A 23795-nucleotide genomic window follows, 5' to 3' on the forward strand; every position below is an offset into this window, starting at 1 on the left:
GGCCACAACCCACCAGCAGGAGCCAGCAGCATGGATCGCATCCCAGCACCGCAGGAAATTGACAAGAGCCTTTTTACTCCTGGCGCGACGCCCTTGACTGCAAAATATGGCCTTCCGGAAAAGGTTCAATTCTGCAAGCGCTGCGTTATCTCCAACCAGCGACCCAACTCGGCCGTCGAGTACTCGCACACCAAAAATTCGAAGAAGACCACGATTCATTTTGACGAAGAAGGCATTTGCGACGCCTGCCGCTTCGCAGAGCGCAAGCAGTCTGGCATCGACTGGGAAGATCGCGATCGCCAGTTGCGCGAACTGTGCGACCGACACCGGAGTAAAGACGGTAGCTATGACTGCATCGTTCCAGGTTCAGGCGGCAAGGATAGCTTCTACGCGTCCCATATCTTGCGCACAGTTTATGGTATGCATCCGCTGACGGTGACCTGGGCGCCGCATGTATATACGGAGTGGGGCTGGCGCAATTTCCAGCGCTGGATTCACGCAGGTCACGATAATCTGCTGATGACGCCAAATGGCCGGGTACATCGTCTCCTGACGCGACTGGCTGTCGACCTTCTGTTCCATCCTTTTCAGGCCTTCATGTTTGGTCAGAAATCCTTGGCGCCAAAGATGGCACTGCTGCATAAAATTCCTCTGGTCTTCTACGGCGAAAACGAAGCAGAATACGGCAACCCGATCGGCGACACAGAGACCGCCAAGCGCGATTGGTCGTATTTTACCGCGAAAGATCAGTCTCAGGTTTATCTCGGTGGCGTCTCCGTGGCCGATTTGAAGGGCCATTTCGGCGTGGAGCAGCAGGATTTGCTGCCCTATCTGCCTGCAAATCCCGATCACATCGAACAGCTGGGCGTGGAAGTTCACTACCTTGGCTACTACAAGAGGTGGCACCCACAGGGCGCCTACTACTATGCCGTGGAGCATGGTGGCTTTGAAGCGTCGCCCGAGCGCACGCCGGGTACCTATTCCAAATACAATTCTATCGACGATCGCATCGATGATTTTCACTACTACACGACGGGTACAAAGTTTGGCATCGGCCGTGCCTCTTATGACGCGGCACAGGAAATCCGATCGGGCGAGATTGACCGTGACGAAGGCGTCGCACTCGTAAAGCGCTTTGATCACGAATTTCCGACGCGTTTTGCCGAGGAGATATTCGCCTATCTGAGCATCCCAGAGAACGAATTCCCCGAAGCAAGCAAGATGTTTGAGCAGCCGATTTTGGACAGCGAATACTTCCGTAAACTCACTGACAATTTCCGATCCCCTCATCTTTGGCAGTGGAGCGACGATCGATGGTCGCTGCGTCATCCTGTCTGGGCAACCTGAGAAACGCGCGTTTCTGGGTCTAGACCGGCATCGTTGAATTAGCCCACCGACGAATGGGCTAAATCTGCATTCGGAGGCCCACCAAGATTGGTGGGCCTGGTTTTCGGGCGCGTGATATTTGGGGTATAGACTCCGCACCACAGCGTTTTAAGCAACTACCATAACGATAGGAGGGCAATTGCGCGCCTAGAAGGGCAGGGGGCCCTTGCTTGTCGTCGACCTGATGCCAAAGTCAACAATCACAGCATAATGAACGTGACGAGCACCCAACAGCCCTGCAGCGAGTGCGTAGGTGCCGTTCCAATCCATTCACGATCGAAGGTGATAAGTCACTTTTGCTCGTGCAAGCTTGAAACCGCTCTGATAAAGGACGCGAATTCTTCCGGAAACTTACGAATAGCGCCGAATGGAGCGTGCGATGTCCTCCCCCAACGAACGCATCTCGCCCTCGGACCTGTTGGCGGTCGCCGCTGGGGGGGCGCCATTTCTGTTGATATTGCCGATCGTAGCTGCCGCTGGAACTTACCTTCTCATGGCGAGCACGCCACCCTCGTTTAGGGCAGAAGCAGCCATTCAACATGCAGTCAATGTACCAGGAGCAAGTGTCGCACCATTGCCCCCGCTCGCATCTGGGGCAGGGTCGGTTATTGTTATGGAGGCGCAAACCGCGGACGCAGCCATAAGCGCCGTGAAGGCTGAGTTGGCACGCCTGAAATCAGACCTTCCTGAGGGATTGACGTCGGTCGGGGCCGCTATCGATAGGGAGACTTTAATCTACCAAGATCTGCGCGACAAAATCGTACAAGGACTTGATAGACAGATAGCAAGCCAAGGCGGAATAACGGAGCGTGTAAACGCCATCATACGCCTCAACGGACTGTTACGAACCCTTCAAAACGAAAAGCTGTCAATCGAATCTGCTAAAGTGAGTGCAAGCAACGGCGCAGAAGATTTGGAGATACATGTTGAGCGCGTTTCGGCTAGTCCGGTACGTGGCGCCTTAATGGCCGCAATTGCAGCTGCGGTCCTCGTTTATGTACTGAATTTTTCTCTGTGGCGCTGGCGAATATTTGCCGCAAATCCTGCATCTATGGACCGCTTCAACTCAGCTCGGAAGGCATCGTTTCCTTTCGCCCGGTTCGCACAAAAGTGAGCACGGCTGCCGCCCAGAAGGCATAGTTCGAGATGTATCCGGATGATTGAATGATGCTCAGCAACGGTAGGCAGAGCAGGAATGTGAAACGTCCCAGTTCAGCTGGCTCAAGGCGCTCAGCAAGCAGATAGCGCGTCAGCATTAGGGCAAATACCGCAGCAAACGGTATGTAAAAGGCCGGCCCAAGATCAAAGACCAGCTCAGCGATGGCGTTGTGCAGACTTTGTGCCGTCATCGCATCATACTGTGGCATTGTGAGAACATGCACTGTGCCGCCAGGTCCCATTCCAAGCCACCACGATTTGCCCATTTCTATCAGGTTGAAGATCAAGGCATCGGTTCTGTTGAAAACTGATCCAGGCAGCAAAAATGGATCGAGATTTGTCACACGTCCGAATGCTTCAAGTGCTGACTCTGCGTCATCGATTGAAAAGAAAACTGCCCCGGCAAGGCCAGCTCCTGCCAAAAAAACACCTCCAGCTACGAATACGAGCACCGGATACGCGAAACGTCGCACAAGGAACGGCATCGCCATTGCAGTAAACGGTGCTATGACGCACACGAGCAGCGCAGCCCTAGCGTCATTCACCACATTAATCAGAAGAACGCTGAATGCTATCACTACCTTGCTGGCAAGAGGTTTTTCACCGAACAAGACAAGGATGAGATACGCACTCAAAAAAAGCGCAAGGTCATTTGGCGTGTAGAAATAAGCCGTGCCGTATCCGTATTGCCGATAGCCCCAAGTCCCCGGCACATCGAAATCGAACAGCATCTGCAATACGAAGATCAAGAGCGCTGCGGCTGCAAGAACGTCCATCAGTCGTTCGGCATCTTGTTCGAAGGAGGCGGAGTTTCTTTTCCAGCTAAGGAGCAACTCCACCATTGTGAGGGCCAAAAAGTAAAATACCGTTTGGCTTGCCATATCCCGTAGCGGGGTGCCGTAGGTTAGGCCAACCACCCAACCATAGCCAATAATCAGACCGACACCAATTGCTCTTGCTCGTGCTTCGGCCGATGTCGACCAAATCCATGAAATTACGAAGGGTGCAGAGACGTAAAAGCCCGACACGCTAGTGTCTGGTACGCGCAAGACAACATTGAAAGCGCCAATGACTACAAGAAGCGGCAGGATGAACGTTGGCGAGAACGTCGTCGGGTATCTGGCCTGATCTGACAAAAAGAACTCCTGCATCGTGTACCCGCAGCGAATGCGGGTTACTTAGCGTTCCCTACGACATTTCGTTGGGCAATTCGTAACTACGTGATTCTAACGGAATTTCACAAATTAACACAGCCATTGAAGGTGCTCGACTAGGGGGCTAGCCACCGAAACAGGGTCACCCGTCCCACTCCGCGTGGACTACTGTCTAGGATGATCCGATCCAAAACGAAGCCAAGGTTGGCCATTTCGTCGATGACCATGTCGTCCACTTCGATCTGGATCGAATAGTGTACGGTGACCCTTCAAGCTTACTGGCCACGGCTGCATCATATGTGGGCATATCGTGCAGCACGTAGCTGTAGACGTAATAACCTAGAAATGGCCGGATATTGTTGTATAGCCTGAAACCGTGGCTGAAGCCACCGCCCACTTGAGCGGAACCTAAGGGGCCCAGGCTCATCAGTGCCTGCTTCATTGTGGTCTCGTACTGATCGAACAAGTGCATTTTCGAGTGCTGGACACTTCATATCGCCAGCCAAAGTGTTGCAATTGTCAGGAGCGCACAGCGCCCGAGACTCCATGGCATAAGCTAGCTAATCGAAAATGGAATCAAAAATATAATAAATGGAAGAAGGAATGCCAGTTTTGAATGGGATATTCATTCGCGAAAAGCGTCTGTGCAATGAAAATTACCAGAAATATTAACATCAGGCGATCAAATCGCGCATTTTCACTTGTAGTGTCTTAGCGAGTATATCGTAAGCGGGTAGCCGAGGCCGTTACTGCCTGAAGTTCCATGGCATGAGGTCGTCGATCTTGCTGTTTGGCCAGCCGGCTGCGATGCGTTCGAGGGTCTGTGTCAGCCAGGCATGGGGATCGACGCCGTTCATCTTAGCGGTAGTGATCAGCGTCGCGATTGTGGCCCATGCGCGCCCACCACCATCGGAGCCGGCAAAGAGCGCATTCTTGCGGGTAATGGTCTGCGGGCGGATTGCGCGTTCGACGATGTTGGAGTCGATCTCGATTCGACCATCGGCGAGGAAGCGCTCGAGGGCGGCGCGGCGGCTCAGGGTATAGCGGATGGCCTCGGCAAGTTTGGATTTACCCGACAGGCGCGGCAGCTCCCGGTCCAGCATGGCGAACAGCTCGGTGACGATGGGGCGGGAGCGCTCGGCCCGGATGCTGGTGCGCAGTTCGGCGCCATGGCCGCGGATATCCTCCTCGATGGCCCAGAGGGGCGCCATCGCCTTGACAACAGCGCTGGCAAAGGGCGAGCTATCGCTGGCATGCAGGTCGAAGAACTTGCGCCGCGAATGGGCCCAACACCCGGCCAGGGTCATGGCATCATTGGTGCCACGATCCTTGCCCAGCCGATTATAGGCGGCATAGCCGTCGACCTGCAGGATACCGCCATCCAGATGCTGGGCGACGCAATCGCCTGATCGACTGTCTTCGAAGCGATAAGCCGCCATCGGCGGTCCTGATCCACCGAATGGCCGATCGTCCCGGGCATAGGCCCAGAGCCAGGCGGTCTTCACCTTGCCCGAGCCCGGCGCCAGGGTCGGCAATCGGGTCTCGTCGGCAAAGACCCGTTCGCCCTGTTTGATAGTATGCAGGACGTATTGAGCCAGCGGCTCGAGCTCGAAGCCGACCCGGCCCATCCACTGGGCCATCAGCGAGCGATCCAGTTCCACGCCATCGCGGGCGTAAATTTCTTCCTGCCGATAGAGCGGCAAGCCATCGGCGTACTTGCTGACCGCCACCTGGGCCAGCAGCGCCTCGGTAGGAATACCGCCGGCAATCAGGTGATCGGGTGCCGGCGCCTGCACGATACGGTCTTCGCCGTCAGCCAAGCGGTAGGCGTATTTTGGTCGGCGGGTGACGATGACGCGGAACGTGGCCGGGGTCACATCGAGGCGCTCGGAGACGTCCTCGCCAATGCGAACAGCTTCAAGGCCTACGCAATCGGCCGGGACCTCTGGTTCGATAATCTGCTCGATGCGTTCCAGATGCGGCGCAAAGCCCTTGCGCGGCCGCGGCGGACGGGGGGCAGCAGTTCCAGCGCGCTTGTCGCGTTCGGCCCGGATTGCACCCAGCCCCGTCTGCAACTCGTCGAACACGAAGGCCATCTGTTCGGCATCGAGCGGATCGATCCGTAGCTTTTCCGAGCGGGTCCCGAACTGTGCTCGTTTGAGCATGGCCACGATCGATTCAAGCCGAGCGATCTTTTCGGCGTCGGCCGCCTTAGCCGCATTCATTTGGGCGATTGCGGCTTCATGGGCAGCAACCTCGGCTTCCAGCGCCAGACGCTTCTGCTCGGCCGCCGCCTCCCTGGCGTGGGCAGCCACAATCATCGCCCTGAGGGCGGCGATATCATCGGGAAGCTGCTGCGGATCGGCCGGGTTCATGCCCGCACAATGGCACAAACCACCCCGGATTGCCTCAGCTTTTGCGTCTGTGAGTCAGTCTGCCGCAGGCTTTTACCCAGCCGATTGTGGCCGGCTCGCCGGCACCGCCCGAACCCGTTTCCAGTCCATACCATCGACCAGGGCCAGCAGTTGGGCATGGCCTAATTGAACCCGACTGTGCCCGATCCGCGGCCAGCAGAACGCCGCCTTCTCCAACCGCTTGGCGTAAAGGCACAGGCCAGTGCCATCCCACCACACGATCTTGATCCGGTCCGCCCGTTTTGCCCGGAACACATAAAGCGAACCGTTGAACGGATCGGCACCCGCATCCCGAATCAAGCCGATCAGGCCATCGGGTCCTTTCCTGAAACCGAAGGTTCCGCGAAGCGAATTCCACCGGCTGGCTGGCCAGGAACACTTTACACCCGAGGGGATCATGCCGAGCGGACGGCGCGGAGGACACGGCGCAGATGATCCTCGCTGACCATCGGCCCAACGCGGACGGTGGCACCAGCGATACCGATCTCGATAACCCCGCCCGAAGCGCCAGCCTCTTCGCCAGGCTCTTCCCGTCGTTCAACCTGGCCCTTGGCGATGGCTTTGCGGCGCCAGCCGAACAGTTGCGACGGCGACATCCCGTATCGCCGCGCCACCGCCGAAACGTTTACGTCCGGGGCCAGCGCTTCTTCCACAATCCGCGCCTTGGTCTCGTCAGGCCAGTTGCGCCGCGCCACCGCAGGACTGTTCTCCATCCGGCTCGGCACGACCTCGAGCAACTGGAAACTTCTATCACTGGGCATATGCGCAGACATAGGAACTCACACCGTCGTCAAAACCACGGTGCCAATACCTCAGTCGCACACCTCAGGTCAGACGGGATCTCCTTGGCGCTTACAGTATATCGAGTGGTGAAAGCAGTTAACGATACGATTGAGATAACCATGCCAGCTAGGGGCGCTTCGAAAGTGTGAGGTACTTGATTGAACAGGAGGAACTGCTTGATCTCTTGGAAATTAATGAGAGCCTGTTCAAAAAGTGAGGTTGACGCGCCGCCTGCCACGCGCCTGCTGAACATAGACAAATAGTTCAGAACAGGATCGATCCCACCAACGCTAAGGTAGATGGCGAGTAGCTATAGGCCTACGACTATGACCCCGGCAACGGCACTACAGAGTGCTACGCGCAGCAAAATATCCCAACTGCGAAGGCGAATTGACTCCAGCAGACAGAGCGAAATTACAGCGGCAAGCGCAAACAAATTTGTCGGATATACAAATGTAGGCCCTCGAGCGAAAACCAAGCGCAGTGCCGTCCGAGCGGCGTTGTAGTTAATGAGAATTCACCTTATCAGGCCCTGTGCAGAACAACGGACTCCGACCTTTCAGGGATACCACGGAGCTATGAGGGTTTGTTGATGAACGCTTCCCGCAGGCCTTGCCCTTCGGAAGGTCTCTCAGTCGGAAAAGGTGGGTCAGTGGCATTGGTGCCTTTGCCAGCTTTTTTGGAGTTGGCCAATGCGCTAGAGCGCGGAAATGTCTGATAACGACACCTATCGGTCGCGTTTTCGCCCCCCATCATTTGAGGGCAGGCTCCCGCAGTCCTTTCCACAATTCCTGCGCGAAGCCGAAGCGTAGAGACTGCAGGTCGAGAGACTTCGGCTATCTCCTCGCCCAATGCGTGCTGCAGACCATTCACCTCCGAAATTGCTTGATGTTTTCCCGCGTCCCGCGATTGAGCGGGCGGAACCGAATTTGCGATCTTGCTGAAGCCGCGGAAATGTGCAAATTTCGTTTTGCATACGAATGCAAAATGGGGTGTGTTCGGATGTGGTTGGCAGGGAACGCCAGCAGGGAGTGCGACATCCAGGGACGTCGCGATAACGCACCGGCACGAATGTGCCGAGCCAGGAGAACACAATGAAGCCCTTCTTTATGCTCGCCGTTTCGACGGTTGCTTTGGCCCTTGGAGCAGGTGCTGCTTACGCCGAATGTGGGATCGAGGCCGGTTCGGTCCGTATTCTGAGCAATGACTTTGAGGCGCTACGTCTCGTCAACACGACGGCCGAAGAATGCGCCAGCGATAGCGTGACGGTAACGGCAAACGCGACGGCCGAGCACAAGAACCTCCAGGTGCCGGCGCTCTCGATCAATCCAGCCGAATATACAGTGGCAGTCGTCGCCAACAATTCCATCGTTCCGCTGATGAATGATGATCTCATTCGTCCGCTCGATGATCTCGTGGCTGAGTATGGCGCTTCGCTGCAGCCGAACCAGCTGATCAAGATCGACGGCAAGACCATGGCTGTCGCCTTTATGGGCAATGCTCAGCATCTTTTCTATCGCAAGGACATCCTCGATAAGGCCGGCATTGCCGAGCCGAAGTCCTATGAGGACATCCTGGCTGCCGCGGAAAAGATCAAAGCCGATGGCTTGATGGAATATCCGCTGGCTGCTTCCGACAAACCCGGTTGGGACCTCGCTGCAGAATTCGTCAATGCCTATCTCGGCACCGGTGGCGAGTTCTTCGCGCCCGGCTCGGCCGAACTCGCCATCGACAACGAAAACGGCATGAAGGTTCTCGAAACCATGAAGGCGCTGACCGCTTACATGGATCCGGACTACCTGACCTTTGACGCCAATGGCATCCAGGCCGAATACAAGGCCGGCAAGGTTGCCATGATGGTGCAGTGGGGCTCGCTCGCGGGCGACATGCTCAAGGGTGAGGGTGCTGCCGAAGGCGTTGTCGAAAACACCGTGATGGCTGGCGCGCCGACTATTGGCGGCGGCACGGTTCCGGCCGTTGCGCTCTGGTGGGATGGTTTCACCATTGCCAAGAACATTTCGGATGAAGACGCTGCGGCCTCGTTCCAGGCCATGGTGCATGGCATCAGCCCGGAAATGGTTGCTGCCAACCCAACCGTCGCGACCTGGCTCGTGTCTGGTTATGAACCTGGTCCGAACGCCGTCGGCGTGATTGCGACCGCAAATGCCGGTGCTCGTGCCTATCCGATGCAGCCCTATATGGGCCTGCTGCACACTGCCCTCTCCTCGGAATTGGCCGAATACATGGCCGGTAAGGAAGACGCCACCCAGGCCCTGGCGGACGTCAAGGCCGCCTATGACACCGCTGCCAAGGAAGGCGGCTACCTCTAAGGTCGTCTCTTCCCCGGGCAAGTTACAGCCCCGGGGCACTGAACCGCACCTTCCCCTTGATGGGGGAGGCGGGGAGGGGGGATGTGAGCCACGATATCGTGGCGATCGACCCCCACCCTTGGTGCCTCCCTAGAAGGGGAGGTTGTCGACTGAGACACCGCGCCCTTTCTGGTGCACGCTCAGTGCGTACTCCCCGCTCAAACTTCGAGGAGGCATTGCATGCCGCACAAGACATTCTTTGCTTTCATTCTACCCTCCCTGATCGCTATGGCGCTCTTTATCGCGCTGCCGATCGTTTCGGTCGTGGTGCAGAGTTTCCATGTCGAACATGGGCGCATCCTCGTCGAGGTAGAAAGCTGCCAGCCTTTTGGCGGATGTACCAAGGAAACGCGCGTAGACACTGCGGCGATGTCTGAGCTCAAGGCCGCGCAGCCAATGGGCCAGTTCAATGGTTTTGGGACCTATCTCAATCGTGGCCATTTGGCGGTTAACGAAATCGGCGCCATTCTCGCCAACAACAATGGCTTTGGCGATATCGTCACCCGCATCTACAATCTGCCGTTCTACAAGGCGCTCAGCTTCACGCTGGTCTTCTGCTTCGTCGTAACGCCGCTGGCGATGGCGCTCGGTTTTGCCATTGCGCTGGCAGTAAACACGCTGCCAAAGGTCACCAAGGGACCGGTGATCTTCTTTTCGCTCCTGCCCATGATCATCACCCCGCTGATCGGCTCGCTGATCCTTTATTGGATGATCCAGCCAAACGGGATCATCGGCGCGACCCTGCGCCACGTCTTCAACGATCCAACCCTGTCGCTGCGCCAGTCGCCGGCACTGACTTGGTTCTCGCTGTTGTTCTATGGCGTCTGGACCAATGCGCCGTTCAGTTTCGTGGTCTTTTATGCCGGGCTCCAGACCGTGCCGGCGGATACGCTTGAATCGGCGATGATCGACGGCGCTTCGCGCTGGGAGCGCATCCGCTATATTGTGATTCCGCATCTTGCCCCACTCGCCACCTTCGTCGCGCTGGTGCAGCTCATGGACAATTTCCGCGTGTTCGAACCGATCGTCGGTTTCTCGGCTGAGGCCAATGCGACTTCGCTGAGTTGGATGATCTTTAATGATCTCGCCGGCGATGCGCAGCTTTTCGGGTCGGCCGGCGCCACGTCGGTGTTGACCATTATCGGCGTCGTCATTCTCCTCACGCCGGTACTTATCCGCACCTGGCGCGAATTCAACCATAAGGTGGTCTGACATGTCCCAAGCCACGCTGTCCCACAAGCGCCCGCTGGGCCTCACCATCCTGATCACCGGCTTCATCGTCGTCTGGGTGATACTCGCCGCCTTTCCGTTCTTCTGGACGGTCTGGGGATCGTTCAAGGTCGAGCCAGACTTCTTCTCTCGCGAAAGCTGGTGGAACGCGATTTTCGGCGTCTATACCCAGCGGCAAAATGACGGCAGCGCCTTTACCGGCTCGGGCTACTATGGCGCCTGGGTGACCCGTGAATTCTGGCGGGCGGTCGGCAATACGGCCATTGTCACCGTCTCGGTCACTGTCATCTCGCTCACTCTTGGCACGCTGGGCGGCTATGCCTTGGCGCGGTCGGGCCAGCGCTATGCGTTCTGGATCCTGATCCTGGCGCTGGTGTTCCGCGCCATGCCGCATATCACGCTGGTTTCTGGCTATCTGCTGCCTTTCTTTCAGCTCAATATTTGGGGCGTGCTGCCGACCTCAATCATCGTACTCGTCGCCATCAATCAGCCTTTCACGCTTTGGATGCTGCACTCGTTCTTCCTCTCGATCCCCAAGGACCTCGATGAAAGCGCGATGGTTGATGGCTGTTCACGCTTCGAAGCGTTCCGCCGCGTGATCATTCCGGTGATGTGGCCGGGCGTGGTGACGACGGGGCTTTTCAGCTTTCTTCTCGCCTATAATGACTTTGCGGTGACCTCGATGCTGCTCAGCGCCGACAATCAGACCATGGTGCCGAAGATTTCGAGCTTCCTTGGGTCGGTGCAGGAGCAGGGCAATGTCATGTTCGCCGTGGCAGCTGTGGTTTCGGCCACCGTGCCGCTCTTTATTCTCGTGCTCTTTTTCCAACGCCAGATCGTCTCGGGCCTCACGGCCGGCGCAGTAAAGGGATAAAAATATGGCCCAGATCCGTCTCAAGAACGTCTCCAAGCGCTGGAACAATTTTGTCGGCGTCGATAATTTCAACCTCGATATCGCCGATCAGGAATTCCTCGTACTGCTCGGCCCCTCGGGCTGCGGCAAGACGACGACCATGCGGATGATCGCGGGTCTCGAAGAGATCACCGAGGGTGAGATTTGGATCGGGGATCGACTGGTCAACAAGCTCGAGCCCAAAGATCGGGACATCTCCATGGTGTTCCAGAGCTATGGCCTCTACCCCAATATGACGGTCTACGAGAACATCCGCTTTCCGCTGAAAGTGCGGAAAATCCCGCAGGATCAGCACCATGAGCGCGTCATGGCGGCGAGCAAAATGGTCGAGCTCGACGATTTCCTGCAGCGCCGTCCGGCAGCGCTTTCGGGCGGTCAGCGTCAGCGCGTTGCTTTGGCGCGGGCGATCGTTCGTGAGCCCAATGCCTTCCTAATGGACGAGCCGCTGTCGAACCTCGACGCAAAGCTGCGTGTCTCGACGCGCGCCCAGATCAAGAACCTGCATCATACGCTCAAGCGCACGACGATCTATGTGACGCATGACCAGATCGAAGCCATGACGTTGGCCGATCGCGTCGTGGTGATGAACAAGGGTCTGGTGCAGCAGGTCGGCACACCAATGGAGATTTATGATCGGCCGGCTAATACCTTTGTCGCGAGCTTTATTGGTTCGCCGGCAATGAACCTGATCAAGGGTGCGATCGAAGGCGGGGTTTTTACGGCGGCTGGTATTCGTATCGAGGGGCTAACCCCGGCGGCCAAGGGGCCGGTGACGCTGGGCTTTCGTGCGGAAGATGCGACGCTGGCAGAAAGCAATGGGCAAATCGAGGCGCCGATCTATACGGTCGAGCTCTTGGGTGAAGCGACCATGCTCTCGATGCGCGTTGCGGGCGAACTGGTTTCGATCAAGGTCAGCAAGGACTATCGCGCCGAGATCGGCGACATGGCGCGCGTTGCCATTCCCGCCACGGCCTGCCATCTCTTCGATCATTCGACTGGTGCGCGGATCGCCTGAAATGTGCAGTGACGACCGGTCCGACCGGGCCGCCTATTTCCGCGATCGTGCTAAGGCAGCTGGGCTCCGCTTGAGCGAGGGCGAGGCTGAAAGCCTTTTTGGTCTTGCCGCCTGGATGAGCGATGGTCTCGCGGGGCCGACGCGGGCAGCGCCTGACGATGCGGTGTTGGATCTCGATATCGCCGAGCTTGGTGCGCGTCTGCGCGATGGTCGGCTGACCTCGGTTGCACTGATCGAAGCGACCTTGCAGAGGATCGCAGAACGGGGTCCATCCTATCTGGCCTTTTATGCCGTTGCCGGGGAACAGGCACGCTTGGACGCGCAGAAGGCCGATGCCGAACTTGCCGAGGGGCAGGATCGCGGGCCGCTTCATGGCATTCCCGTCGGCATCAAGGACATGATCGACGTTGCAGGGCTGGCGACAACCGCGAACGCGCCGGGACGGCGTGAAGCCGTTGCAACGGCAGATGCCGAAGTGGTGCGGCGGCTGAGTGAGGCTGGGGCAGTCATCATCGGCAAGCTTGCTACCTATGAATGGGGCACGGTGGGACCGGATAAGCGCGGGCTGTTTCCGCCCGCAAAGAACCCCTGGAGCCTTGAGCATATTACCGGTGGTTCGTCTTCGGGGTGTGCGGTGGCGGTTGCCGGTGGGCTCCTCCGCACAACGATCGGCACGGATACAGGTGGCTCGGTTCGCGGGCCGGCTTTCTATTGCGGTGTGGTTGGTTTCAAACCGACATTCGGATCGGTGCCCGAGGATGGGGTGCTCACCATGTCGCCGAGCATGGATCATGTTGGGCCGATGAGCCGGACCGTCGCCGAAGCGGCGCTAACTTTCGATGTGATTGCCGCCAAGAGTGGCGACGAAGCAGCGGCGCGGCTTATCGGCCAGTCCGTTTCCGGGCTGTCGATCGGCTATGCCCGCAACTGGTTTGCCGATGATCCGCAGGTCATGCCTGCCGTGGTGGCGGCCATGGACGCTGCCTTGTCCAAGCTCAGTGAACTAGGCGCTTCGATCGGCGAGATCGACCTGCCGGACTATCCGTCGGTCGAGATTGCGGCCGCTGCTATCCTCCACAAGGAAAGTTTCGATTTCCACGCCGGGGAATTGCGGGAGCATCCCGACGCCTATGGCCGTCGCGCTTTCCTCAGCCTTGCTGGTGGTTTTGCGATCGACGACAGGGAACTGGCAGCGGCCCGGCAGATTGGGCGGGAGTTTACGTTAGGCGTCAATCGGCTGCTCGATGCATATGACGTCATTATCACCGTCGGCGCCCTGACGACAGCGCTGGAAGCGGCGCCTTTTGAAAAGGAAGCGGTTTGGACGCCGATGCGGACCATTGGCTTCAATGTTTCGGGGCATCCGGTCTTGGCGATGCCCATTGGTTTCCACGAGGGCTTGCCGATTGGGATGCAGATCATCGGACGCCATCACGACGAAGCTCGGATTATTCAGGTCGGCCATGCCTTTGAGCAGGCCACAGATTTCAGCCTGCAGCGACCACCAATACCAATCTGACTGTAGCCAAAGTTGAACTGGCTGACGTCATTCACTTGAATTATTGCATACGTATTCAGTATGCTCAAACCAACCATAATAGGAGCGTTCCATGCCGGTCTGGCTCAAGCGCGGTAAGGATGTCGAGGAGCGGGCGGAGGCGGATCGCCAGGTTCGCGCGACGGTCGAAGGCATTTTGGGCGACATCGAAAAGCGCGGCGACGCAGCTGTGCGCGAACTGTCGCATAAGTTCGACAAGTGGGAGCGTCCGGACTTTCGGCTGAGCCAGAAAGAGATCGACGACTGCAAGGCGCAGTTGACCGATCAGGATCTGCACGACATCGAGTTTGCCCAGAAGCAGGTTCGCAATTTCGCGCAGAAGCAAAAGGACACGATGCTCGACCTCGAGGTCGAGACTATGCCGGGCGTGACGCTGGGCCATAAGCACGTGCCGATTTCGGCCGTGGGTTGCTATGTGCCGGGCGGCAAATATCCGCTGCTGGCTTCGGCCCATATGTCGGTTCTTACTGCCAAGGTTGCGGGCTGCCCGCGCGTCATCACCTGTGCGCCGCCATTCAACGGCAAGCCGGCTCCGGCGATCGTCGCCGCCCAAGCCATGGCCGGAGCCGACGAAATCTACGTGCTGGGTGGCATTCAGGCGATTGGGGCGATGGCCATCGGCACCGAGAGCATTTCGCCGGTCGACATGTTGGTCGGCCCCGGCAATGCCTTCGTCGCCGAAGCCAAGCGACAGCTTTATGGTCGCGTCGGTATCGACCTTTTCGCCGGCCCGACCGAAACGCTGGTGATCGCCGACGAGACCGTCGATGGCGAACTCTGCGCTACCGATCTTCTCGGCCAGGCCGAGCATGGGCCGACGAGTCCCGCGATCTTGCTCACCAATTCGGAAAAGTTGGCGCGCGATACGATGGCCGAGATCGAGCGTCTGCTCACCATCCTGCCGACGGCTGATATCGCAAAAAAATCCTGGACTGATTTCGGTGAAGTCATCGTCTGCGACAGCTACGAAGAGATGCTGGCTGAGGCCGATCGCATTGCTTCGGAACATGTGCAGGTCATGACCGATCGAGACATGTGGTTCCGCGATAAGCTTTCGAACTATGGTGCGCTATTCCTCGGACCGCGCACTAATGTGGCCTATGGCGATAAGGTGATCGGCACCAATCACACCCTCCCCACCATGAAGGCATCGCGCTATACCGGTGGCCTCTGGGTGGGCAAATTCATGAAGACCTGCACGTGGCAGACGGTAACGACCGACGAGGCTTCGGCGACGATCGGCGCCTATGGGTCGCGCCTGTCGATGCTCGAAGGTTTTGTCGGCCATGCCGAGCAGGCCAATATTCGCGTGCGGCGCTATGGCGGGCGCAACGTGCCCTATGGTACGGCCGCTGCACCTCTCAAAGCTGCCGAGTAAACCATGAACTTGCCCCGGACACCGACATTTCGTCTTGATGGAAAGCGAGCCCTCGTGACCGGGGGAACGCGCGGCATCGGGCTTGGGGCGTCCGTGGCTCTGGCTGAAGCCGGCGCCGAAGTGACGGTGGCGGCGCGCACAGCGGAAGATGTCGAGCGCGTCGTCAACGCGATGGCCGAAGCAGGTCTAGCGGCCGAGGGTGTCGCCATCGACATCACCGATTTTGACGCCGTTCGGGCTTTTGTCGAAGAGAGCGAACCGTTTCACGTGCTGGTCAATTCGGCCGGCACGGCACGGCATTCGTCCATTGGCGGGATTACCGAGCCAGACTATCAGGCGGTAATGCAGCTCAATCTCGCCGCGACGATTTTTGTCACGCAGGCCGTGGTCGGAAAACTGCAGGCGAGCGGGCAGGGTGGCTCGATCATCAATGTCTCTTCGCAGATGGGCCATGTCGGTGGGCCCAATCGCGCTGTCTATTCTGCCAGTAAACATGCTGTTGAAGGCCTGACAAAGGCCATGGCTATTGAACTCGGCGCCAGCAATATTCGTGTCAACACGGTGTGCCCGACATTTATCGAAACCGAGCTGACGGCCAAGAATTTGAGCGATCCCGATTTTCGCTACTGGGTCCTGTCCAAGATCAAGCTCGGAAGATTGGGTCGGGTGGAGGATATCATGGGGCCGATCGTCTTTTTGGCCTCGGAGGCGGCGGGGCTGATCACCGGCACCGCGCTCTTGGTGGATGGTGGATGGACAGCGGAGTAAAAAAGCCGGGGGTGACCTCGTCGGAAGTGGCGCGCCGTGCAGGCGTGTCGCAATCCGCCGTGTCCCGCACTTTTACGCCCGGCGCGTCCATTTCGCCCAAAACCCGCGCCAAGGTGATGACTGCCGCCAAAGAGCTGGGGTATCGACCGAATGCGATTGCTCGATCGCTGATCACCAATCGCTCGCGCATCATCGCGGTGGTAATGGCCTATCTCGAAAACCTCTTCTATCCCGACGTGCTCGAAGAGCTGGGACGGTTGCTGGCCAAAGAGAACTACCGGCTACTGCTATTCACGGGTTTCATGGATCGCGATAGCGACCCGATTTTCGATCAACTGATGCAGTACCGGGTCGATGGCATTGTGCTCGCCTCGACCTCGCTATCGTCTGATCTGTCCGAAGAATGCGCGGCGGCGGGTATTCCGGTGGTCCTGTTCAACCGCACGACGGAGCGCGATGCGGTGTCGAGCGTGACGACGCGCAATCGCGAAGGTGGGCGGCGCGTGGCGGAGTTTCTTGTCGCTGGCGGGCATAAGAAATTCGGCTATATTTCCGGGCTTGAAAGCTCGTCGACCAATCGCGATCGCTTTGCCGGCTACAAGGAAGGTCTCGCTGACGCTGGGCATACCGAGATCATGGTCGAGGTGGCGAATTATGATCGCGCCGAAGCGGAAGAAGCAGCACGCAAAATGTTGTCGCGGCCCGATCGGCCCGATGCACTCTTTGTCGCCAACGACCATATGGCCGTGGCCGTGATGGATGTGGCGCGGCATGAATTGGGCCTGTCTGTGCCAAAAGATATCTCAATCGTCGGCTATGACGATGTCGGCGCCGCACGCTGGACCTCTTATGGCATAACCTCCATGAGCCAGCCGCTCAAACGCATGGTCGAAGCGACGGTCAGCATCCTGATGGATCAGATTTCGAGCGGTGAGATCGAGGCTGAACACCGCATTCTCAATGGCGAACTGGTCGTCCGCACGTCAGCCCGCTTGCCAAAGACCGGCGTCGTCGACGTCGATGGCAGACGAATTTTCAAACCCGCAAAAGGCTGAGCCGATGTCTTCCACGACACGTTTCCGCCTCCATCCGGCGCCATATTGCATACGAATGCAAAACTGTTATCCTAGAGCGAAAAGGGGATATCGCCATGACTGAGAACAAGACTTGGACCCAGGCCGAGATGGAAAAGCGCCTGGTGCGCTATGCCGATCTGAAGGGCCTGCGTAACGCGTTTATCGACGCGCGCACACCGGGTTCGGACCGCAAAGAGAACTTTACCATCATCGGGCCGGGCGTGAGTGAAAATCCGGCGCAGGTTGTGCATATCCCGGAAGCCCACGGCTTCAACTTCGGTGCTGCCCGGCAGCCCTTCGGCTGCGTGAATTCCCAACACTCGCACCTGACCGCCGAGACCTTCCTCGTTCATACCGGCAGGTGGCGTTTCGTTTTCGGCGCTAACAAGGACGAGGGTTATCTCGACGTCGAACCGGGCGATGTGGCGACGGTGCCGACCCATATGTTCCGCGGTTTTGAAAAGCGTGACGAAGGCACCGGCTTCCTCGCCGTGGTGCTTGGCCACGATGATCCGGGCAAGGTTGTCTGGGCGCCGAGCGTCTTCAAGATGGCCGAGGATTTTGGGCTGAAGTTGCTCAAGGGCGGTAAGCTCATCGATACGACCCTGGGCGAGAAGGTGCCGGAAGGCGCTGAGCTCGAATTACCGCCGGATGAAGCCAAGATGAAGGAACTGGCGACCCCGCCGATGTCGGAACTGGCAAAATATGCCATCAAGGCGGCCGACATCGAGGGCGATCCCAATTCGCCACTGGCCGGCGAAGGCGTTGAAGAAGCGCCAGTCATCGGCGACGTCGACGGACAGGACGGCATCAAGGCCGGCCCGATCGTCGGACACTGGAAGCACGACTTCACCGTGCGCCGCCTGAAGCTTGAAACCGGCGCGATCGTTCCGGGGCACTCGCGTTCGGAACAGGAAGTGCTCTTCATGCAGTCCGGCACGCTGGAATTCACTTGGGACGGCGGCTCCCTCATCCTTGGCGCCGGCGACACGCTCACTGTTCCCGTTGGCCTCGTCCATGGCTTCCGCAATCCAGCTTCTGCCGATGCAATCGCCTTCGTTATCCGCGGTGCTGCCTCGCCGGCTGCTCCGCAGTTCGCAACCGCTCAGGCCGCGGAGTAAACTCATGGCACACAAGATCCTCACCACGCACGTCGGCTCGCTGCCGCGATCCAAACAGGTGACCGATCTTGTGTTCGCCAAGGAGGCCGGTGTCCCGATTGAGGAGGCTGGCTTCAACGAGATCATCTCGGCGGCGGTGAATGACATCGTTGCGCAACAAAAGACGGCGGGGATCGACCTGCCGTCCGATGGCGAAATGAGCAAGATTTCTTATGCGACCTATATCAAGGACCGGCTGACCGGCTTTGACGGTGACAGCTCGCGTCGGCCGCCTGCCGACCTTGAGCTGTTCCCGAACTTTCTGAAACGCCAGGCCTCATCTGGTGGCACGCCGACCTATCGCCGGCCGAAATGCGTCAGCGAAATCAAGGTGAAGAGCCTTGAGCCGCTCCGCGATGATGTGGATGCCTTCCAAGCTGCGCTTTCAGCCAATGGCTATGCCAAGGGTTTTATGAACTCGGCGACGCCGGGCGTTATCGCGCTGTTCCAGCCCAATGAATTCTATAAGAGCCAAGACGAGTATCTCGAGGCCGTCGCCGAGGGCATGCGCGTCGAATATGAGGGCATTGTCGAGGCCGGATTCATCCTGCAGCTCGACGCGCCTGATCTCGGGCTCGGTCGGCATATGATGTACAAGGATCTCGATGATGCAGCCTTCGTCACCGCGGCGGAAAAGCATATCGAGGTGATGAACCATGCCCTCCGGAATGTGCCGGGGGACAAGGTGCGGATGCATGTGTGCTGGGGCAATTATGAAGGCCCGCATATCTGCGATATTGCGCTCAAGAAAATCCTGCCGAGTTTGCTGAAAGCCAAGCCGCGGGCGCTGCTGTTTGAAGGCGCTAATCCGCGCCATGCGCATGAATGGGTGGACTGGAAGAATGTCGATCTGCCGGATGATTATGTGCTCATTCCAGGCGTGATCGACTCGACGTCGAATTTCGTCGAGCATCCGCAGCTGATCGCGCAGCGGCTGAAGAATTTCATCGATATCGTTGGGGCGGAGCGCGTGATTGCCGGGACGGATTGCGGGTTCTCGACCTTTGCCGGGTTTGGCGCGGTCGATCCGGATATCGTCTGGGCGAAGTTGAAGGCGTTGAGTGAAGGCGCTGAGATCGCCAGTAAGGCGGCATAGTTCATTGTTGCCGTCATTGCCCGGCTTGTCCGGGCAATCCATCGCCTGTCGCGGCATGGACCACCCGGACGAGCCGGTTGGTGACGGCTGTTGAGGGAGACTGGATATGGCAAAAATTTCACCCGAGGCTCTGGCCGCCCTGCGCAAGGCCGATACGCCGACCGTATGCAATGCACTTGAGCACGTGATGGGCGGTCGGACTGCCGAGGGATTTACCAAGACGGCAGTCGTTTGCGCTGATCCGTCCCTGCCGCCAGTCGTCGGCTTTGCGCGTACGGCAAAGATCCGCGCGTCGTCTCCAGCACAGAAGCCGGCGGCTGAGGTTCGCGCGTTGCGGATGCAGTACTACGAGTATGTTTCGGATGGCGAAGGGCCGACCGTGGCTGTCATAGAGGATACCGACTGGCCACATGTCATTGGTGGCTTCTGGGGAGAGATGCAGGTGGCGCAGCATAAGGGCTTGGGCGTTGCCGGCACTGTAACCAACGGTGTGTTGCGCGATTTGGGGATGCTCGATGAGGGCTATCAGGTGATCGCGGGCGCCGTAGGTCCGAGCCACGCCTTCGTGCATGTGACGGAGCTCGATTGCCCGGTGACGGTGTTTGGGATGGCGGTGCGACCGGATGATTTGATCCATGCGGATCGGCATGGGGCGGTTGTCATTCCGGGTGAGCACATCGAGCGGATGCCTTGGGCAATTGATGTCGTGATGCGCAAGGAAGTGCCGATCTTGTCGGCAGCGCGGGCGCCTGGGTTTACGGTGGAGAAGCTGCGGGCGGCATGGCTGGAAGCGGATAAGATCAGCTGATCAATTGCTTCGTCGCCATCCGGCTCGTCCGGGTGGTCCATGCGGTCTGCGAATGGATTGCCCGGACAAGCCGGGCAATGACGATGGAATGGAATGGAGCTCTAAAAAAGGCCCGCTTGCGCGGGCCTTTTTTGGTTATTTGGCCTGCATGCGGTCGAGGCGCAGTTGGGCGGCGCGGCGGTGGCCTTCGAGGCCTTCGCTGGCGGATTGGCGTGCGGCGGGGGGAGCGACCTGCTTGACCCCTTCTTCATCGAGCCACTGATGGGTGGCAATCTTGACGTAGGCGCCGACCCAGAGGCCGCCGGTATAGGCGCCGGCGCCCATGGTCGGGAGGGTATGATTGGTGCCGGAGCATTTGTCGGAATAGACGACGCTGGCGAGTTCGCCGATGAACAAGCTCCCGTAATTCCTTAGCTTTTTGGCGAAGGACTTGGCGTCGGTGGTGTGAACCTGTAGGTGCTCGGCGGCGATAAGATCGGAATAGGCGATCATCGCGGCCTCGTCCTCGCAGACGGTGATTTCGCCGTAGTTGATCCAGGCCTCGCGGGCGGTGTTGGCCGTGGAGAGGGTCTGGAGCTGGGCTTCGACTTCCTTGAGGGTGGCTTCGGCGAGCGCCTTATCGGTGGTGATGAGGCCGACGCGGGTGCGGATGTCGTGCTCGGCTTGGGCGAGGAGGTCGGTCGCGATCATTTCGGCATCGCCAGAAGAGTCAGCGACGACAAAAATCTCAGACGGGCCAGCGAGTTGGTCGATGCCCACAGGGCCGAAAACCTGGCGCTTGGCTTCGTTGACGAAGGCATTGCCGGGGCCGACGATCTTGTTGACAGCCGGAACGGTCTCAGTGCCATAGGCCATGGCGGCGATGGCCTGGGCGCCGCCGATGCGGAAGATCCTGTCTGCGCCAGAAAGATGGCAGCCGGCGATCATGGCCTTATGGGCATTGGGCGGCAGGCAGGCGATGACTTCGTCGACGCCGGCAACTTTGGCCGGGACGATGGTCATGATCGGGGCGGAGAGGAGCGGATATCGGCCGCCGGGGACGTAGCAGCCGACGCGCTGAATAGGGATAACCCGGTGGCCCATATGGACGCCGCGCAGGGTTTCGACCTCGAGCGGCAGGATGGTCTCGAGTTGCGCTTGGGCAAATTTGCGAACATTTTCAATGGCAAACTCGGTATCTTTGCGCGTTTGCGGATCGAGTTCGGCGAGCGCGGCTTCGCGTTCGGCCTGAGTGACTTCGAAAACGTCGATGTCGGATTTGTCGAACTTGGCCGAATATTCGCGGACCGCCTTATCGCCGTTGGCGCGGACATTGGCGATAATTTCGGAGACGAGGGTCTCGACGGGAGCATTGTCGCCGATCGAAGACCGCTCTGGCGCCTTGACATAGGTGACGCCGGGGAAGGGGGAATTGCTCATAGCATCAGGTCTCCGAAACGATAGCGAGAGGCGGCGATCCGTTAGCATTCCGGTAACGTTGAGAGCCGCCCATGAGGTGAGATTGATCTTGCATACGTATTCAAAATTTGCCAGAGTTTTTTGCGAAATGAGCATCCATCTTTGGTTGGAGCTCCCCTCTGATCGGTCAAGATGAACACGCACGCCAATCCCAAACTGGAGCATCGAGATGAGGGCGCCGACCAGCCCCCATTGGTGCTTCTGCCCGGTACGGTTTGCGATGCGCGGTTGTTCGCGCCACTCTTGGCTGAACTCGATCATCCCCATGTCCAGATCGCGCCGCTGACTGGTGCACAATCTGCCGAGGCGATGGCCACGAAACTCCTTAAAGACCTGCCCAAGCGATTTTCACTGCTTGGCGTTTCGCTGGGCGGGATCGTGGCGCTGGACATGATGGCGCAAGCGCCAGAGCGGGTCGAGCGGCTCGCCCTCATCGACACGACGGCGCGGCCCGACCCGGAGGCGAACTGGGCCGTGCGGCGCGACGCCATCGAAAAGGCTCGGCAGAATGGAATGGCCTCCTATATTGGAGAGAGCTGGACGAAGCTCGTGTCGCCGGTTCACGCTCACAATGCCACGCTCAGACAGCTGCTTATTGCCATGGCCGAGGATGCCGGCGCGGATGTGTTGGCCGAGCAATCGGAGATCGCCATTGCGCGCGCCGATGGCCGGCTGCGGCTTGGCGCGATTGCTGTGCCGACCCTGGTGCTCGCGGGGGCAGATGAACAGGTGTGCCCGCTCGAGGCGCATGAAGAACTGGCGCGCGGCATTGCCGGGGCGCGCTATTTTACCATTCCCAAGGCGGGGCACTTCAGCCCGCTTGAAAATCCCGCCGCTGTGGCGCGTCATGTGCGCGACTGGCTGGCTTGGACAAACGTTACTCTCTCGAATGAGCCGTCACAGACCCAAGGAGCGGAAATGAGCGACGCAACGAGCAAATCCCAGACCAAGGGCGCTTCGCCCGTCGCCGTTGAAAACGTGCTGCAGGTGGAGCGCCGCGATTATCCCGATCTAGCGCCGACCGATCGGCCGCGCTCGCAATCGCTCGAGGGGTTCGATGATATCTATACCGATATCGTCGACTACATCATTCGCTGCACCCACAAGATTTGGGATGAGCGCGATATCGGGCTGATCTACACGCACTATACCCATAACTGCGTGCTCTATGGCACGACGGGTACGATCTATAATCGCGAAGACGTAGTGCGTGACACCATCCAGCGTCTCGTGTCCTTCCCTGAGCGCCGCGGCATGGGTACCCAGGTGATCTGGAACGGCAATGATCAGGATGGCTTTTATACGAGCCACCTCGTGACCGGCTCAGGCCGCCATACCCAATATGGTCATCTTGGCCAGCCGACCGGCAGGCCTTTCGTCAGCCGCACCATTGCCGACTGCATGATCCATCAGAACAAGATCTATCGCGAATGGGTCGTGGCCGACACCATGGCCATCATCCAGCAGCTCGGGCTCGATCCGCATCATTTTGCCATGAAGACTGCCAAGGCCAAGTTCGATGCTGGCCTGATCTCGCTCGATATCGGCGAGAACCGCCGCTTCCTCGGCCAGACCCCGCCGACCGAAAAGGCCGATACCTCGCTCGCGCATAACGACATCGAAGCGCAGACGATCGAAATGCTGCATGAGGTTTTCACCAAGCGCATGTTCGGCCAGATCGCGCGCGATTATGCGCCGAATGCGCAGTATCATGGCCCGCTGATGAAAGAGCTTTATGGCCAGGCGGCCATCATCCATCAGCATCTCGGGCTCATCGGCTCGCTGCCCGACGCCTCGTTCGAAATCCAGCACGTGGCCTCAAATCCCTGCGAAGAGGGCGGCACCAAGGTTGCGGTGCGCTGGCTGATGGAAGGCCATCACCTCGGCTATGGCATTCTCGGCACGCTGGGCGACCCGACCGGCAAGCGCGTGCAGGTGATGGGCATGACCCACTATCACTGGAAGAACGGCAAGATCGTCGACGAATGGAACGTCTATGACGAGCTGAGCCTCTTGGTCCAGGTCAAGTTGGGGCAGCTTGCGGCGGAAGCCGGTGTCGCTGACTGATCTT

General features: G+C 58.7%; 19 protein-coding genes. 14 read left to right on the plus strand and 5 right to left on the minus strand.

Going from position 1 to position 23795, the window contains the following annotated elements; translation table 11 throughout:
• Window positions 1–30: 30 nt before the first annotated feature.
• Together ASG47_RS19775 and ASG47_RS20785 are read left to right on the plus strand one after the other, a co-directional pair.
• Complete coding sequence (locus tag ASG47_RS19775; RefSeq protein ID WP_061911972.1) at window positions 31–1347, plus strand: N-acetyl sugar amidotransferase; 1317 nt, start codon at window positions 31–33, stop codon at window positions 1345–1347.
• Window positions 1348–1765: 418 nt separating this feature from the next.
• A complete protein-coding gene (locus ASG47_RS20785) occupies window positions 1766–2500 on the plus strand; it encodes a hypothetical protein (protein WP_156464180.1) in 735 nt (244 codons plus the stop codon).
• Here the strand turns inward: ASG47_RS20785 and ASG47_RS19780 are convergent.
• The 4 genes from ASG47_RS19780 to ASG47_RS19795 all read right to left on the minus strand — a co-directional run bounded on the left by ASG47_RS19780 (window position 2448) and on the right by ASG47_RS19795 (window position 6885).
• The gene (locus ASG47_RS19780) at window positions 2448–3680 is read right to left on the minus strand and encodes a hypothetical protein (RefSeq protein WP_156464181.1); all 1233 of its coding nucleotides are present in this window, start codon (window positions 3678–3680) and stop codon (window positions 2448–2450) included. The two genes, ASG47_RS20785 and ASG47_RS19780, sit on opposite strands and share 53 nt — an antisense overlap.
• Before the next feature lie 764 nt (window positions 3681–4444).
• Window positions 4445–6073 carry an IS66 family transposase gene (tnpC, locus tag ASG47_RS19785; protein WP_061911974.1) on the minus strand — a complete coding sequence of 543 codons (1629 nt, stop codon included), beginning with the start codon at window positions 6071–6073 and terminating at the stop codon, window positions 4445–4447.
• Window positions 6074–6145: 72 nt separating this feature from the next.
• Window positions 6146–6511, minus strand: coding sequence for an IS66 family insertion sequence element accessory protein TnpB (tnpB, locus tag ASG47_RS21350; RefSeq protein WP_061911975.1), 366 nt, complete (start codon window positions 6509–6511; stop codon window positions 6146–6148).
• Window positions 6508–6885 (minus strand): transposase, encoded by a 378-nt coding sequence (locus tag ASG47_RS19795; RefSeq protein ID WP_061911976.1) that lies wholly within the window; start codon window positions 6883–6885, stop codon window positions 6508–6510. Before ASG47_RS19795 ends, tnpB begins: the two co-directional genes overlap by 4 nt.
• A gap of 1104 nt (window positions 6886–7989) precedes the next feature.
• On the opposite strand from ASG47_RS19795, the gene ASG47_RS19805 reads away from it, so the two are divergent.
• The 11 genes from ASG47_RS19805 to ASG47_RS19855 all read left to right on the plus strand — a co-directional run bounded on the left by ASG47_RS19805 (window position 7990) and on the right by ASG47_RS19855 (window position 20266).
• A complete protein-coding gene (locus tag ASG47_RS19805) occupies window positions 7990–9225 on the plus strand; it encodes an ABC transporter substrate-binding protein (protein ID WP_061911978.1) in 1236 nt (411 codons plus the stop codon).
• Window positions 9226–9444: 219 nt separating this feature from the next.
• Window positions 9445–10476 carry a carbohydrate ABC transporter permease gene (locus ASG47_RS19810; protein ID WP_061911979.1) on the plus strand — a complete coding sequence of 344 codons (1032 nt, stop codon included), beginning with the start codon at window positions 9445–9447 and terminating at the stop codon, window positions 10474–10476.
• Between the two features lies 1 nt (window position 10477).
• Window positions 10478–11368, plus strand: a complete 891-nt coding sequence (locus ASG47_RS19815; protein WP_061911980.1) for a carbohydrate ABC transporter permease — start codon at window positions 10478–10480, stop codon at window positions 11366–11368.
• Window positions 11369–11372: 4 nt separating this feature from the next.
• Window positions 11373–12422, plus strand: a complete 1050-nt coding sequence (locus tag ASG47_RS19820; RefSeq protein WP_061911981.1) for an ABC transporter ATP-binding protein — start codon at window positions 11373–11375, stop codon at window positions 12420–12422.
• 1 nt (window position 12423) lies between these two features.
• The gene (locus ASG47_RS19825; RefSeq protein WP_244487146.1) at window positions 12424–13941 is read left to right on the plus strand and encodes an amidase; all 1518 of its coding nucleotides are present in this window, start codon (window positions 12424–12426) and stop codon (window positions 13939–13941) included.
• Between the two features lie 91 nt (window positions 13942–14032).
• Entirely contained in the window at window positions 14033–15358 is a 1326-nt protein-coding gene (hisD, locus tag ASG47_RS19830; RefSeq protein ID WP_061911982.1) for a histidinol dehydrogenase, read from the plus strand.
• 54 nt (window positions 15359–15412) lie between these two features.
• Window positions 15413–16126 carry an SDR family oxidoreductase gene (locus ASG47_RS19835; RefSeq protein ID WP_320408930.1) on the plus strand — a complete coding sequence of 238 codons (714 nt, stop codon included), beginning with the start codon at window positions 15413–15415 and terminating at the stop codon, window positions 16124–16126.
• The gene (locus ASG47_RS19840) at window positions 16111–17181 is read left to right on the plus strand and encodes a LacI family DNA-binding transcriptional regulator (protein ID WP_061911984.1); all 1071 of its coding nucleotides are present in this window, start codon (window positions 16111–16113) and stop codon (window positions 17179–17181) included. Before ASG47_RS19835 ends, ASG47_RS19840 begins: the two co-directional genes overlap by 16 nt.
• 95 nt (window positions 17182–17276) lie before the next feature.
• On the plus strand, window positions 17277–18323 hold the full coding sequence (locus ASG47_RS19845; RefSeq protein ID WP_061911985.1) for a cupin domain-containing protein: 1047 nt from the start codon (window positions 17277–17279) through the stop codon (window positions 18321–18323).
• A 4-nt stretch (window positions 18324–18327) separates the two neighbouring features.
• Complete coding sequence (locus ASG47_RS19850; RefSeq protein WP_061911986.1) at window positions 18328–19458, plus strand: cobalamin-independent methionine synthase II family protein; 1131 nt, start codon at window positions 18328–18330, stop codon at window positions 19456–19458.
• 106 nt (window positions 19459–19564) lie between these two features.
• Window positions 19565–20266, plus strand: coding sequence for an RraA family protein (locus ASG47_RS19855; protein WP_061911987.1), 702 nt, complete (start codon window positions 19565–19567; stop codon window positions 20264–20266).
• Between the two features lie 135 nt (window positions 20267–20401).
• On the opposite strand, the gene hisD (ASG47_RS19860) is transcribed toward ASG47_RS19855, so the two are convergent.
• Window positions 20402–21685, minus strand: coding sequence for a histidinol dehydrogenase (gene hisD / locus ASG47_RS19860; RefSeq protein ID WP_061911988.1), 1284 nt, complete (start codon window positions 21683–21685; stop codon window positions 20402–20404).
• A gap of 171 nt (window positions 21686–21856) precedes the next feature.
• Between hisD (ASG47_RS19860) and ASG47_RS21165 the strand changes: the two genes are divergently transcribed.
• Window positions 21857–23791, plus strand: coding sequence for an alpha/beta fold hydrolase (locus ASG47_RS21165; RefSeq protein ID WP_244487147.1), 1935 nt, complete (start codon window positions 21857–21859; stop codon window positions 23789–23791).
• The last annotated feature ends 4 nt before the right edge of the window (window positions 23792–23795 follow it).

It is taken from the genome of Devosia sp. Leaf420 (assembly GCF_001425445.1).
Classification (GTDB): Bacteria; Pseudomonadota; Alphaproteobacteria; order Rhizobiales; family Devosiaceae; genus Devosia.

Excerpts from the sequence above, each read along its gene's own strand:
- ASG47_RS19805 (WP_061911978.1), top strand. The coding sequence starts at position 7,990 with ATGAAGCCCTTCTTTATGCTCGCCGTTTCGACGGTTGCTTTGGCCCTT.
- hisD (WP_061911988.1), bottom strand. The coding sequence starts at position 21,685 with ATGAGCAATTCCCCCTTCCCCGGCGTCACCTATGTCAAGGCGCCAGAG.
- ASG47_RS19775 (WP_061911972.1), top strand. The coding sequence starts at position 31 with ATGGATCGCATCCCAGCACCGCAGGAAATTGACAAGAGCCTTTTTACT.
- ASG47_RS19810 (WP_061911979.1), top strand. The coding sequence starts at position 9,445 with ATGCCGCACAAGACATTCTTTGCTTTCATTCTACCCTCCCTGATCGCT.
- tnpC (WP_061911974.1), bottom strand. The coding sequence starts at position 6,073 with ATGAACCCGGCCGATCCGCAGCAGCTTCCCGATGATATCGCCGCCCTC.
- ASG47_RS20785 (WP_156464180.1), top strand. The coding sequence starts at position 1,766 with ATGTCCTCCCCCAACGAACGCATCTCGCCCTCGGACCTGTTGGCGGTC.
- tnpB (WP_061911975.1), bottom strand. The coding sequence starts at position 6,511 with ATGATCCCCTCGGGTGTAAAGTGTTCCTGGCCAGCCAGCCGGTGGAAT.
- ASG47_RS19815 (WP_061911980.1), top strand. The coding sequence starts at position 10,478 with ATGTCCCAAGCCACGCTGTCCCACAAGCGCCCGCTGGGCCTCACCATC.
- ASG47_RS21165 (WP_244487147.1), top strand. The coding sequence starts at position 21,857 with ATGAACACGCACGCCAATCCCAAACTGGAGCATCGAGATGAGGGCGCC.
- ASG47_RS19840 (WP_061911984.1), top strand. The coding sequence starts at position 16,111 with ATGGACAGCGGAGTAAAAAAGCCGGGGGTGACCTCGTCGGAAGTGGCG.
- ASG47_RS19845 (WP_061911985.1), top strand. The coding sequence starts at position 17,277 with ATGACTGAGAACAAGACTTGGACCCAGGCCGAGATGGAAAAGCGCCTG.
- hisD (WP_061911982.1), top strand. The coding sequence starts at position 14,033 with ATGCCGGTCTGGCTCAAGCGCGGTAAGGATGTCGAGGAGCGGGCGGAG.
- ASG47_RS19855 (WP_061911987.1), top strand. The coding sequence starts at position 19,565 with ATGGCAAAAATTTCACCCGAGGCTCTGGCCGCCCTGCGCAAGGCCGAT.
- ASG47_RS19795 (WP_061911976.1), bottom strand. The coding sequence starts at position 6,885 with ATGTCTGCGCATATGCCCAGTGATAGAAGTTTCCAGTTGCTCGAGGTC.
- ASG47_RS19850 (WP_061911986.1), top strand. The coding sequence starts at position 18,328 with ATGGCACACAAGATCCTCACCACGCACGTCGGCTCGCTGCCGCGATCC.
- ASG47_RS19825 (WP_244487146.1), top strand. The coding sequence starts at position 12,424 with ATGTGCAGTGACGACCGGTCCGACCGGGCCGCCTATTTCCGCGATCGT.
- ASG47_RS19820 (WP_061911981.1), top strand. The coding sequence starts at position 11,373 with ATGGCCCAGATCCGTCTCAAGAACGTCTCCAAGCGCTGGAACAATTTT.